A 12896-nucleotide genomic window follows, 5' to 3' on the forward strand; every position below is an offset into this window, starting at 1 on the left:
GCCGGGTCAGAGATCCAGGTAGGCGAACGGGGTCTCGCCGCCGACGGCGCGCTGACCCACCGAGACGCGGGGAGTGGTGCCCTCGGGGAAGTAGACGTCGACCCGGGAGCCGAAGCGGATCAGCCCGTAGGTGTCGCCGAGACGCAGCGTGTCGCCGACCTCCGGATCGCAGACGATCCGGCGTGCGACGAGTCCGGCGATCTGGACGACCGCCAGGTCCGGCCCCGCCCCTCCGCCGGTCGCCGTGGTGCGGATGGTCATCGTGGTGCGCTCGTTGTCGCGGCTGGCCTCGGGCAGGTCCGCGGAGAGGAATGCTCCGGGCGTGTGGGTCACCGCGGTGACCGTACCGGCGATGGGCACACGCTGCACGTGGACGTCGAAGATCGACAGGAAGGTCGAGACGCGGGGCAGCGGCTCGGTGCCCAGGCCCGATTCGGCGGGCGGCACCGCCTCGTCGACCAGCGCGATCGTGCCGTCGGCGGGGGCGACGACCACGCCCGGCTCGGTCGGCGGGATACGGCCGGGGTGGCGGAAGAAGGCGGCACAGGCGCCGGCGGTGAGGGCCGCGGGGCGAGCGATCCAGCGGTGGCGGCGCCCGAGGAGCGCGACCGCCGCGGGAGCGGCGACGAACGGGATACCCGCCGGATGGATCGGTGGGATGGTCTCGCGGGCCAGGTCTAGGAAATGGGCGACACGGCCGGTGTTGCCCTCGTCCGGACGCGGACGTCTGGCCACGATCTACCTCCTGTTGTGCCCGGTGTGGGGCGACTCGATGAAACCTCGTGCACCACGGTGGGTGCGACTCCGGTCCAGCTTAGAGCTCAGCGCAGGACGAGCACGTCGACCGGAGATCCGGCGGCCAGGCCGTCGGTCTCGGTGGGCACGTCGATGAGCGCATCGGCCTCGGCGAGGAACCGCAGGTGATGGGACGCGGGCGGCCCGATCGGATCGACGACGACGCCCGATCCGCCCTCGTCCGTCCGAAGGACTCCGCGCAGGAATTGCCTCTTGCCCTGCGGTGAGCGGATGTCGGCGCCCAGGCGCGCGGTCACACGAGGCCGGTGCGGCGGCAACCCCGTCGCGGTGCGGAGGGCGGGCCGGATGAAGACCTCGAAGGACACCAGGGCGCTGACCGGGTTGCCCGGCAGTGTGATGATCGGCACGGTGGGTCCGGCCGTCCCGTCGGACCCGGCGGACGCGACGTGGTGACCGCACCCCTGCGGCATGCCCGGTTGCATCGCGACCTTGACGAACTCGACGGAACCGGTGGCCGACAGCGCGTCCTTCACGACCTCGAAGGCGCCCGCACTCACACCCCCGGACGTGATGATCAGGTCGGCCTCGCCGGCGACCTCGTCGAGACGCGCGAGGAAGTCGCCGGTGTCGTCCGGCACGAAGTGCACATGCCGGCCGAGCGCGCCGGCCTCGATGGCCGCGGCGGTGAGCATCGCCCCGTTCGATTCGTAGATCTGGCCGTGCTGCAACGGGTTTCCGGGTTCGACGAGTTCCGAACCGGTGGACAGGACCTCGACGCGCAGCGGGCGCGCGACGGTGACCTCGACGATCCCGAGCGCGGCGAGCAGCCCGACCTGCGGCGCGCCGATCACGGTGCCGGCGGGCAGTGCCCGTGCTCCCCGCCCGATGTCGGACCCCGCGCGCCGGATGTGTTTGCCGGACTCGACCGGTGCCGTGAAGGTGACCGTCTCGGCGGCCGCGACCGGGCCGATCACCGCGTCGGTCAGTTCCACCGGCACCACCGCGTCGGCGCCGGCCGGCAACGGGGCGCCGGTCATGATCCGGTGCGCGGTGCCGGGCGCGAGCGTGAGGGTGTCGGTGCGCCCGGCCGGGATGTCCGCGGCGACGGGCAGTGTGACGGGGGAGTCGGGGCCGGCGGAGGCGAGATCCGCGGCGAGGACGGCGAATCCGTCCATCGCGGAGTTGTCGAAGCCGGGCAGCGACAGTGGTGCGTCGACGTCGGCGAGCGTTGCCCGGCCCAGTGCCTCCGGGACGGGCAGCCGGACGGGGACGGGTGGGCCGAACAGCGCCGCGACGACGGCCTGATGCTCTGCGACGGTACGCATGCGCTCAGGATGCCAGGTGGGCGGTCGCGTCTCGCCGCGGTCCCCGATTCGCGGGATGCCTGCACTGCGTCGCCGGGGACCGCGGACTACATTCGTGCCCATGGCATTGGGTCTGCTTCTCGACATCGACGGGGTGATGGTCACCTCGTGGAAGGCTCTGCCCGGCGCGGTGGAGGCCGTCTCCCGACTCGCCGACCGCAAGATCCCGCGGATGTTCCTGACCAACACCACCTCGCGCTCGCGCAACGAGATCGCGGAACTGCTGAACGACTGCGGTTTCTTCGTCGACGGCGGCGAGATCCTGACCGCCGCGAAGCTGACCTCCGAGTATGTGGCGTCGACCTTCCCGGGAAAGCGGGTGTGGGTTCTCAACCAGGGGCCGATCGCGGAGGACATGACCGGCGTCGAACTCACCGACGACCCGTCGGACGCGGAGGTCGTGGTTCTCGGTGGGGCCGGGCCCGTGTTCACCCACCACGCGCTGTCGAAGGTGCTCGAGATGCTGCTCGACGGCGTGCCGGTCATCGCCATGCACCGTTCGATGACGTGGTCGACGGCCGACGGGCTGTCGATCGACACCGGCGTGTACCTCGAGGGCCTCGAGAAGGCATCGGGCAAGAAGATCAAGGCGATCGGCAAACCGTCGCCACTCGGGTTCCGGGCCGCCACCGACATGTTAGGGCTGGAGCCCAACCAGGTGGTGATGGTCGGGGACGACATGCACAACGACGTCCTGGGCGCGCAGGCGTCGGCGCTGATCGGTGTGCTGGTACGCACCGGCAAGTTCCGCGAGGAGGCGCTGAACGCGCTGCAGCGTGACGAGTTCGGGCCCTACCCGGACCACGTCATCGACTCGGTGGCCGACCTCCCCGAGCTGATCGACAAGATCAGCCGAACCTGATGGCCCTCAGACGCGGTCGAGCTTGCTCTCCGCGGCGCGCTTGATCTTGCCGAGGGTCTCGGCCATGCCGAGCTTGAGTTCGGCCTCGAAGGACTCGGTGCCGCCCATGACCTTGTCCACGAGGACCGACGACACCTTGGTGGTGGTGCCGTTCAGCTCACGACGTTCGGTCACGGTGACGCCCGACCCGTTCGGGGTGATGGTGTAGCTCCACACGGTGCGGTTCTCGGCCACGCGGAACGCGATCTCCTGGTTCGGCGTGAAGCGCACGACCTTGGAGGTGGTCGGCCACACCAGCGGTCCCCGGCGGTTGATGTTGATGGTCTTCGTCCCCAACCCGACGGTGCCGCCGCGGATGATCATCTTCTTGCACTGCGGGCTCCACTCGCCCATACGCTGGAGATCGGAGATCACCGACCACACCTGTGCGGGAGTGGCGTCGATGTCGATGGACTCTTCGATGAGTGATGCGGTCATGGTCGCCAACAGTATGGGCTTGTAGGCGCACCGTCAATACGTTGTTGGCGGACCGTCAACAAGCGCGATCGGTGCGACGGAGGGGCTCAGACCAGCAGTGTGATGCCGATGACGGCGCCGATGCCGACGAATACGGCAGCGGTGATCCACCCGGCGGGGTGCTCGTCGTTCTCGAGGAGCAGCGTGCCCAGCTTGCCGGGGGTCAGCCAGTCGATGAGCACGAACGACCACATCATCACGGCGATCGTCAGGACGACGTAGGCGGCGGTGTAGAGGAGCGCGCGCCACAGTGCGAGGAGTTCGGTGTCGACGACCGAACAGGCGAGCACGATGGCCAGTCCGATCACCATCGACGTGGTGAGGATGACCGCGTTGCGGTTGTGGTCGACCCACACCAGCTGCCGCAGACGGCCGGGGGTCACCAGATCGAGCGCCACGAATCCGACGACGAGCAAGGCGATCCCGACAAGGCTGAACGACGCCCCGGCGGCCAGATTGTCACGCAGCAGTTCCATCCGAGTCCCTCTCGCTCATCGACGCTCGCTGAGAACACTATCGGTGGGCGATGCGGAAAGGCCGTCCGACACGTGTCTGCGCAGGGCGGATCGCCCTCGCTCCCTGAGGCAGCGATTGAAGTGCCTCAGGGAGCGAGGAGGGGTGTCAGCCGACGCTGAGCATGTCGTAGGAACCGAGGTCCTTCGACAGCTTGGTGACGTGCGCGTCCGCGTCACCGAGGGTGTGGCTGATCGCGGTGAGGCGGCTCACGTAGTGCGCGATCGGGTATTCGGCGGTCATGCCGATGCCGCCGTGCATCTGGATGGCCTCCTGGCCGATGAGGCGTGCCGAGCGAACGGTCTGCAGCTTCACCCGCGAGGCGATGGCCGCGTCGGCGATGCCGTCGGCGAGTGCGGTCGTCGCGTACAGCACCAGGCTGCGCGCGAGTTCGAGCTGGACGTACATGTCCGCGGCGCGATGGGTGAGCGCCTGGAAGGTCGCCAGCGGAACGCCGAACTGCTTGCGCGACTTGAGGTATTCGACGGTCAGCTCGAGGCTGCGTTCCATCGCGCCGAGGGCTTCGGCGCACAGCGCGGTCTGGATGCCGATCTCCGCGTTGGCGATGAGCTCCGACGCGTCGCCGCTGCCGAGGCGCGTTCCCTTCGCGTCGTTGAAGGTGATCTCGGCGCCGCGTCGACGATCGTGCGTGCGGTAGGGGGTGCGGGTGACGCCCTCGGCGTCGGCGTCGATGAGGAACAGGCCCACCTCGTCGCCGGCGCGCGCCGAGACGATCAGCTTGTGCGCTGCGTCGCCGTGTCCGACAAGGGATTTGGTGCCGTTGAGCACGCCGTCGGCGGTGGCAGTGGTGGCCACCGCGGCCACTGGCCAGCGGTCGCCGGGCTCGTTGTGGGCGAAGGCCATGAGCAGTTCGCCGGAGGCGAGGCCCTGACGCAGCTCGCCGCGGGTCGCGTCGTCGGCGGCCTCGAGGAGCGAGCCCGGGACGAGCACCGAGTCCAGGTAGGGCTCGGGTGCCAGGGCGCGACCGAGTTCGGTCATCACGCTGGTGAACTCGACCGGTCCGGCGTCCATGCCGCCCTCGGACTCGGGAAAGGTCAGGCCCAGGATGCCGATCTCCGCGAGCGACTTCCACACCTTCTCGCTCCAGCCGAGATCGGTGTCGGTCACCTTGCGGAGGGTCTCCACGTCGTAGGTCTTGGTGAGGACCTCGCGCACGGTGTCGCGCAACATCCCCTGTTCTTCGGAAAGCTCGAAATCCATTGTCGTCCTTGGTCTGTGAAGTCGAAAGTGAGGTCAGCGGGGCCGGCGGTCAGAGACCGAGGACCGCCTTGTCGATGATCTGGCGCTGGACCTCGGAGGAACCGCCGTAGATCGAGACCTTGCGGTAGTTCAGGTAGGTCGGGGCGGCGAGCTGGGCCCACTCGGGAGAGGTGACCGCTGCGCTGCCGTTCGCGGCGTCGACGTCGACCCCGGCGACCGGGAGCGAGTCCGGTCCGGCGATGTCGGCGATGAGTTCCATGGCGGCCTGCTGCAGCTGGCTTCCCTTGAGCTTCAGCAGCGACGACGCCGGGTTCGGCTTGCCGTCGGCCGACGACGCGGCGACGCGGAGCTGGGTGATCTCGAGGGCGAGCAGCTCGTTCTCCAGTTCGGCCAGGCGGGTGGCGAACAGCGGGTCGTCGAGCAGCGTGCCGTTGGCGGTCCGGACCTCCCTGGACAGTTCCTTGGCGCGCGCCAGCTTCGACTTCGTGTAGCCGACCCGGGCGATGCCGTTGCGCTCGTTGCCGAGCAGGAACTTGGCCTGCGTCCAGCCGCTGTTCTCCTCGCCGACCATGTTCTCGACGGGCACGCGGACGTCGTTGAAGAAGACCTCGTTGACCTCATAGCTGCCGTCGATGAGCTGGATGGGGCGCAGCTCGATGCCGGGGGTGTCCATCGGGATCAGGAACATGCTGATGCCGGCCTGCTTCTTGACATCCGGGTTGGTCCGGGCGAGCAGGAAGATCCAGTCGGCGTACTGACCGAGCGTCGTCCAGGTCTTCTGACCGTTGATGACGTAGTGGTCGCCGTCGAGGACCGCGCGGGTCTTCAGCGAGGCGAGGTCGGAGCCGGCCTCGGGTTCGGAGAACCCCTGGCACCACCAGATGTCGAGGTTGGCGGTCTGGGGGAGGAACTTCTCCTTCATCTCCTGCGACCCGAACTGCGCGATGACCGGACCGATCATGCTGACGTTGAACGGCAGCGGGTCGGGGACGAACGCCAGGCTCATCTCCTCGCGGTAGATGTGGTGCTGGATCGGCGTCCAGTCCTTGCCGCCCCACTCGATCGGCCAGCTCGGAGTCAGCACGCCGTGCTCGTTGAGGACGCGCGAGGCGGTGACGATGTCGTCGGGGTAGTTGAGGTTGCCCTCTTCGTTCCGCTTGCGGATGTCCTCGGGGACCTTCGCGAAGATGCTGCGCAGTTCCTCGCGGAACGCCTCTTCCTCCGGACTGAACTTCAGGTGCATGGGTTCTTCTCTACTCCTGTCGGGGGTTGCCGGGTGTTCGGCGACACCGGTCGCGGACCGCCTACCTGGAAAGACCGGGAAGACCGCCGCTGACTAAGCGCTTGCTTAGTGATATGTTGCACTATGCCGCGCCGCGTGGGCGGTGTCAATCGGCAAGGTTGGCGCATGGTCGCCGAGCTAATTCGAGGAGGCGTACATGGTCTCGTCGACCGAACCGACGACCCGGGTGCAACCGGTCGCGGCCCGGCAACGACTCCTGCTCGCCGCCGTCGAGGCGTTCGCGGCGAAGGGCTTCAACGCCACGACGACCCGGGACATCGCCAACGGGGCGCAGATGAGTTCGGCCGCCGTCTACGTGCACTTCCGCTCCAAGGAGGAGCTCCTCTTCGAGCTCTCCGACGCCGGGCATCGAAGCATCCTCGACATGATCGACGAGGTCGATGATCCGGCGTCGTCGCCGGGTGACCGGCTGGCGACGGTCATCGGTGCGTTCACCGAGCATCATGCGCGCGAGCACGTCCGCGCTCGCGTCGTGAACTACGAACTGGCCTCGCTCGCGCCCGATCACCTCGAGACGGTCATGGAGCTGCGACGGGAGATCACCCGCCGGGTGCGGGCGATCGTCGATGCGGGTATCGAGAACGGCGACTTCGATGCTGCCGATTCGCAGGCCACCACCAACGCCATGCTGTCGATGGGTATCGACCTCGCGCGGTGGTATCGCGCCGAGAACTCGCTCCCGCCCGAGGAGATGGGGAAGTTCTACGCGCGGCTGGCCACCCGGATGGTGGGTCTGCGGGACCGGGACTAGCTGTACTGGCCCGTCGGTCAGGGTTCGCCGGCCGCCACCGGTTGTCGTGGGCCGGTGTCGCCGATCGTGGCGATGGCGCGGTCGGCTCTCGTGGCGGCACGACGCATGAGGAGGGCGAGTACCGCGCCGAACAGTGCGACCACCAGGACGTAGCCGACATAGCCGATGATCGTCGCGCGAAGACCGATGTGGGACAGGACAACCCCCGCGATCACCGCCGGCACGCTGAACGCGAGGTAGCTCGCGACGAACACCGACGAGAAGACCTGCCCGCGCTGGGCGGGCGGTGTCGCGGCGGTGATGTTGTCCATCGCGCTGAGGAAGGTCGCCGCCCATCCGGAACCGGCCACGATAGAACCGAGGATGTAGAGCGGCAGGGCCTCGGTCAGCACGCCGGACAGCGAGATCAGCACGCCCGCGGCGAGGGTCGGGTAGCCGACGGCCTGCTTGACCGTCGACGGCCGTCCCGTGATGACCAGGGACGTGATGGTCGCGCTGGCGAAGAACGTGAAGAGGATGAGTCCGGCCGCACCGTGGTTGGTGACGCCGAAGACCCGTGCGACAACGGATGATCCGAGCGACAGGTACAGCCCGCCGAGGGACCAGGTGGCCACCAGGGTGGGCACCGCGGCGAAGAACACGGGACGTACCTCACGGGGCACGCGAACCTGGGGGGCGAGGGTGACCGCGAGGTGGCGGCGTGAGCGGAATCCCTCGCGCTCGCGCGTCTCGGGGATGATGAGCAGAGCGGCGAGAAGCATCGCGAAGAAGCCGAGAATGATCTCGTAGACCAGGATTCGCGGCGCGGGCGCGTACTCGACGAGCAGGCCGGTGACACCGACGCCGGCGGCGAGCCCGAACGCCGGTGCGGCGCCGATGATCGTCGAGCCGAGGCGAGCGGTGGGCTGGAGGTCGACGGTGGTCGCGGTGAGGGTGCCCATCGCCGCGCCGGTGGCCAGGCCCTGGAGTGCGCGGGCGGCGAGAAGCGTGCCCACGTCCTGGGCCGCGACGAACAGCACCATGCTGGCGATCAGCAAGACGAGCGCGACGGCGAGCACCGGGCGTCGGCCGATGTGATCCGACAGCGATCCGACCGTCAGCAGGCTCATCAGCATCGTGACCACGTACACCGCGAAGACCAGGGTCAGCGTCAGCGACGAGAACCCCCAGAGCTCCTGGTAGATCGGGTAGAGCGGCGACGGCGCGGCGGAGGCGAAGAGGACCATCACGTAGGTGGCCGCGATCAGCCAGAACGCGCGGTGGGGATGTAGCGGTGCCATCTCGTCTCCTTAACGCAAACGCAGTTGCATTAAGCACGACGATAGGCAGGGATCGCTTCCAAAAGCAATTCGATTTGCAATAATGGTCGCATGGCTATGGGAAGCACAACGTCGCAGTCGGACTCCGCGGATGCGGCGCCGCGCGCGAGGCGGCCCGGTGGCCGGAGTGCGCGGGTGCAGTCGGCGGTCTATGCCGCGGTCGGCCAGCTCGTCGGCGCCGGACAACGCGACACGATGACCATTCCCGAGGTCGCCGACCTCGCCGGGGTCAACCCGACCAGCATCTACCGCAGGTGGGGGTCGATCGACGTGCTCCTGGGTGAGGTGGCGGTCGCCGCCCTGACGCAGGGCGAACCGCTTCCCGACACCGGGGTGCTGCGCGAGGACGTCGCGGAGTGGGCGCGCGTCATAGCCGCCGACATCGGCCGACCCAAGCGCCGGGCGTACCTGCGGGCGATGGTCGCGGCCCGCGACGACGTCGTCGAGGTGTGCCCGTGCTGGGAGATCCGCCGTGAGCAGGCGGAGGAGATGATCGCGCGGGCCCGCGCGCGTGGCGAGTCGGCGCCGTCGGTGCGGCAGCTGCTCGACCACGTGATCGCGCCGCTCTACCACCACGCGGTGTTCGGCCTGGCCGTCGACGATGCGTATGTCGCCGAGTTGATCGACGATGTCGTCTCGATGTTCTCCAGCCGCCCCGGAGACCCGCTTCCGGGCGATAGGGTCCGGGCATGAAGAAGGTTCACGCGTTCCGAGACGACGCACTCGGTGATCTGGACGCGGTCGGCATCGCCGCGGCAATCGCCTCCCGGGAGATCTCGGCAGCCGAGGCGGTCGAAGCGGCCCTCGCCAGGATCGACGCGGTCAATCCGCAGCTGAACGCGATCGCCTTCGACGACCGCGAACGGGCCCGGAAGCGTGCCGTCGACAACGACTTCCCGCTCGGGTCGTTCGGCGGCGTGCCGTCGATCATCAAGAACAACACCGACTTCGCGGGTCTCCCCACGTGTCATGGGTCGGCGGCGGTCGCTCCGAACCCGGCCGTGGCGAACGAGGCCTTCACCAACCAGTTCCTGGCGACGGGCGTCAACTTCGTCGGCGCGTCGAACATGCCGGCCTTCGGGCTGACCGCCACGACGGAGTATGTCGACCGCGAGCCGACGCGCAATCCGTGGGACACCGACCACTCCGCCGGCGGCTCGTCGGGTGGGTCCGCTGCGCTCGTGGCCGCGGGTGCCCTGCCGATCGCGCATGCCAACGACGGTGGCGGTTCGATCCGAATCCCCGCTGCCGCATGCGGTCTGGTCGGTCTCAAACCGACTCGGGGTCGCACCGCGTCGGCGAAACAGACCGAGGACGCCCCGATCGATCTCGTGTGCAACGGGATCGTGAGCCGTTCGGTGCGCGACACCGCCCGCTTCCTCGACGACTCCCAGGGTTTCCGTCCCGCGCCCGGCCTGCCGCCGGTGGGTCTCGTCGAGGGGCCCGGTACCAAGCGTCTGCGGATCGCACTGATCACCGAACCGATCACCGGCCAGCTGCTCGATCGCGACACCCAACGGTGCGTCACCGATGTCGCCGAGCTCGTCGAATCCCTCGGTCACCGAACGGAAATGGTGCCGTTGCCCGTCGATCGCGCCTACATCCGGCAGTTCATCGACTACTGGTCGCTGTTGGCGTTCGCGCTGGACCGTACCGGTAAGCGACTGCACGACAAGGGGTTCGACCGCAAGAAGCTGGACACGTTCACGCGCGGCCTGTCGCGGAACGCGCTGCGCCACTTCTATCGCATGCCGTCGTCGATCCGCGGACTCCGTCGCTCCACGGCCGCTTTCCGCTCGCTGCACGACCAGTTCGACGTGATCTTGTCGCCGACTCTCGCGCACCTACCTCCGGAGATCGGATACCTCGACCCGGGTGTCGATTTCGCCGAGGCGATGGATCGTCTGACCCGGTACGTCGCGTTCACGCCCGCCAACAACACGTCGGGAACCCCGGCCATCAGTCTGCCGCTGGGGCAGTCGACGTCGGGGCTGCCGGTCGGAATCCAGTTCTCGGCCGACCTCGGCGATGAGCGCACGCTGTTGGAGTTGGCGTTCGAGCTCGAGGCGGCCCGCCCGTTCGCGCGGATTCAGGACGCCTGAGCGTCGGTATCGCCCTCCGCTGACAAACCCACCCCTAATCGGCAAAATCACCACCTGGAAGGGTGGTGATTCTGCCGAAAAGGGGTGGGTCTGCCGGAAAGGCTAGTGCTGCACTGCCTTCTCCGCGCCGATGCCGGTGAGCGAGCGAACCTCCATCTCCGCATTGCGCTCGGGGGTGCCGGTGTCCGCCGGGCTGGTCAGCGTGCCGATGATGCCGAGGACGAAGGCGAGCGGGATCGAGACGATGCCGGGGTTGGCCAGCGGGAACCAGGCGAAGTCGGCGCCGGGGATCATCGCGGTCGACGAACCGGAGACGGCCGGCGAGAAGACGATCAGCACGATCGTGGAGATCAGGCCGCCGTACATGCTCCACAGGGCGCCGCGGGTGTTGAACCGCTTCCAGTAGAGCGAGTACACGATCGTCGGCAGGTTCGCCGCCGCGGCGATGGCGAAGGCCAGTGCCACGAGGAAGGCGATGTTCTGACCGTTGGCCAGGATGCCCAGGACGATGCCGAGGATGCCGAGCACGACGACGGTGTAGCGCGAGACGCGGACCTGGTCGTCCTCACTCACCCTGTTGCGCTTGATGACCGACGCGTAGATGTCGTGGGCGAAGGACGCCGACGCGGTGATCGCCAGACCGGCGACGACGGCGAGGATCGTGGCGAAGGCGACCGCCGAGATGATGCCGAGCAGCACCACGCCGCCGATCTCGAACGCCAGCAGCGGTGCCGCCGCATTCTGTCCGCCGGCGGCGGCGAGGATCTTGTCCGGACCGACCAGAGCGGCTGCGCCGTAACCCAGGACCAAGGTGAACAGGTAGAAGGCGCCGATGAGCGCGATCGCCCAGACCACCGACTTACGAGCCTCTTTCGCGGTCGGCACGGTGTAGAAACGCATCAGCACGTGCGGCAGGCCCGCGGTGCCGAGGACCAGCGCGATGGCCAGCGACAGGAAGTTGATCTTCGATTCCAGCGAACCGCCGTACTGGGCGCCGGGCGCGAGAACGTCACGGGCGGCCACCTTTTCGCTCGCCGAGCCGGAGATGGCGTCCTGGGCCGAGCCGAGGATCGAGGACAGGTTCATGCCGAATTTGGCGAGGACGATGAAGGTCATGATCGCCGCACCGCTGATGAGCAGTACCGCCTTGATGATCTGCACCCAGGTGGTGCCCTTCATGCCGCCGATGAGGACGTAGACGATCATCAGCGCCCCGACCACGGCGATCACGATCGACTGGCCCACGCGGCCCTCGATGTCGAGGAGCAGGGCGACGAGGCCACCGGCACCGGCCATCTGGGCGAGCAGGTAGAACAGCGAGACCGCCAAGGTCGAGATGGCCGCCGCGAGACGGACCGGCCGCTGCTTCAGGCGGAAACTGAGGACGTCGGCCATGGTGAACTTGCCGGTGTTGCGCAGCAATTCGGCGACGAGCAGCAGAGCCACCAGCCAGGCGACGAGGAAGCCGATGGAGTAGAGGAAGCCGTCGTAGCCGTAGACCGCGATGGCACCGGCGATACCAAGGAAGCTGGCGGCCGACAGGTAGTCGCCGGCGATGGCGATCCCGTTCTGCGGTCCGGAGAAGCCACGGCCGCCGGTGAAGAAGTCCGCGGCGGAGTTGTTGTTCTTGCTCGCCCGGATGACGATGTACATCGTGATCGCCACGAACGCGGCGAAGATCGCGATGTTGGCGGCCGGACTGCCGACAGTGGCGGCGAGCGTGGTGGTGTGTACGGAGGTGTTCACAGCGACGGTCCGCCTTCCATCTCGTTGCGGATGGCCTCGGCGCGCGGGTCGAGTTCGCGGTTCGCGAAGCGCACGTACAGGCCGGTGATGACGAACGTGGTCACGAACTGCAGCAGGCCGAGGATCAGGCCGACATTGATGTTGCCCCAGACCTGGATCGACATGAAGTCATGCGCGAAGGCGCCGAGGAGCACGTAGACCGCGTACCAGATCAGGAAGAACGCGGTCATCGGGAAGATGAACTTGCGCAGCCGTGCCTTCAGTTCCTGGAACTGAGGGCTGTTCTGCATCTCGATGAACTGCTCGCCCGTCGGCGCATGCGGTGGTGCCGCTGCTGGTTGGTCGATGTTCGACACACTGTCCTCCAAGGTGATGGTGCCACGGTGGTGGAGCCCCACGGTGATGGCTCTTCGGGGAACAGCCTGATTGAGGCCCAGATCACA

The 12896-nt window shown here is 68.0% G+C and carries 13 protein-coding genes; 4 read left to right on the top strand and 9 right to left on the bottom strand.

The genetic code is table 11. The annotated features are described in order from the left end of the window. Positions 1 to 6: 6 nt before the first annotated feature. Complete coding sequence (locus GAA2_RS02555; RefSeq protein ID WP_006436876.1) at positions 7 to 735, bottom strand: phosphatidylserine decarboxylase; 729 nt, start codon at positions 733 to 735, stop codon at positions 7 to 9. A gap of 86 nt (positions 736 to 821) precedes the next feature. Further along, positions 822 to 2081 carry a gephyrin-like molybdotransferase Glp gene (gene glp, locus GAA2_RS02560; protein ID WP_006436875.1) on the bottom strand — a complete coding sequence of 420 codons (1260 nt, stop codon included), beginning with the start codon at positions 2079 to 2081 and terminating at the stop codon, positions 822 to 824. A gap of 100 nt (positions 2082 to 2181) precedes the next feature. On the opposite strand from glp, the gene GAA2_RS02565 reads away from it, so the two are divergent. Further along, a complete protein-coding gene (locus GAA2_RS02565) occupies positions 2182 to 2982 on the top strand; it encodes an HAD-IIA family hydrolase (RefSeq protein ID WP_006436867.1) in 801 nt (266 codons plus the stop codon). A 6-nt stretch (positions 2983 to 2988) separates the two neighbouring features. On the opposite strand, the gene GAA2_RS02570 is transcribed toward GAA2_RS02565, so the two are convergent. From GAA2_RS02570 to GAA2_RS02585, 4 genes are all read right to left on the bottom strand, one after another. Beyond that, positions 2989 to 3459 (bottom strand): SRPBCC family protein, encoded by a 471-nt coding sequence (locus GAA2_RS02570; RefSeq protein ID WP_006436865.1) that lies wholly within the window; start codon positions 3457 to 3459, stop codon positions 2989 to 2991. A gap of 86 nt (positions 3460 to 3545) precedes the next feature. Further along, positions 3546 to 3974 carry a DUF350 domain-containing protein gene (locus GAA2_RS02575; protein ID WP_159404565.1) on the bottom strand — a complete coding sequence of 143 codons (429 nt, stop codon included), beginning with the start codon at positions 3972 to 3974 and terminating at the stop codon, positions 3546 to 3548. Between the two features lie 145 nt (positions 3975 to 4119). After that, entirely contained in the window at positions 4120 to 5232 is a 1113-nt protein-coding gene (locus tag GAA2_RS02580) for an acyl-CoA dehydrogenase family protein (protein WP_006436863.1), read from the bottom strand. Between the two features lie 49 nt (positions 5233 to 5281). Then, positions 5282 to 6475, bottom strand: coding sequence for an acyl-CoA dehydrogenase family protein (locus tag GAA2_RS02585; protein ID WP_191834697.1), 1194 nt, complete (start codon positions 6473 to 6475; stop codon positions 5282 to 5284). A 196-nt stretch (positions 6476 to 6671) separates the two neighbouring features. Between GAA2_RS02585 and GAA2_RS02590 the strand changes: the two genes are divergently transcribed. After that, positions 6672 to 7286 (top strand): TetR/AcrR family transcriptional regulator, encoded by a 615-nt coding sequence (locus GAA2_RS02590; protein ID WP_191834698.1) that lies wholly within the window; start codon positions 6672 to 6674, stop codon positions 7284 to 7286. 17 nt (positions 7287 to 7303) lie between these two features. Here the strand turns inward: GAA2_RS02590 and GAA2_RS02595 are convergent, their stop codons facing one another. After that, the gene (locus GAA2_RS02595; RefSeq protein WP_191834699.1) at positions 7304 to 8566 is read right to left on the bottom strand and encodes an MFS transporter; all 1263 of its coding nucleotides are present in this window, start codon (positions 8564 to 8566) and stop codon (positions 7304 to 7306) included. A gap of 90 nt (positions 8567 to 8656) precedes the next feature. Between GAA2_RS02595 and GAA2_RS02600 the strand changes: the two genes are divergently transcribed. Continuing rightward, positions 8657 to 9298 (top strand): TetR/AcrR family transcriptional regulator, encoded by a 642-nt coding sequence (locus GAA2_RS02600; RefSeq protein ID WP_191834700.1) that lies wholly within the window; start codon positions 8657 to 8659, stop codon positions 9296 to 9298. Then, positions 9295 to 10707, top strand: coding sequence for an amidase (locus GAA2_RS02605; RefSeq protein ID WP_191834701.1), 1413 nt, complete (start codon positions 9295 to 9297; stop codon positions 10705 to 10707). The genes GAA2_RS02600 and GAA2_RS02605 overlap by 4 nt, the downstream gene beginning before the upstream one ends. Positions 10708 to 10809: 102 nt before the next feature. On the opposite strand, the gene GAA2_RS02610 is transcribed toward GAA2_RS02605, so the two are convergent. Both GAA2_RS02610 and GAA2_RS02615 read right to left on the bottom strand, forming a co-directional pair. Next, complete coding sequence (locus GAA2_RS02610; protein WP_006436857.1) at positions 10810 to 12453, bottom strand: cation acetate symporter; 1644 nt, start codon at positions 12451 to 12453, stop codon at positions 10810 to 10812. Then, complete coding sequence (locus GAA2_RS02615) at positions 12450 to 12809, bottom strand: DUF485 domain-containing protein (RefSeq protein ID WP_006436856.1); 360 nt, start codon at positions 12807 to 12809, stop codon at positions 12450 to 12452. Before GAA2_RS02615 ends, GAA2_RS02610 begins: the two co-directional genes overlap by 4 nt. Positions 12810 to 12896: the final 87 nt, after the last annotated feature.

The organism is Gordonia ajococcus, from assembly GCF_012974285.1.
Classification (GTDB): Bacteria; Actinomycetota; Actinomycetes; order Mycobacteriales; family Mycobacteriaceae; genus Gordonia; species Gordonia amicalis.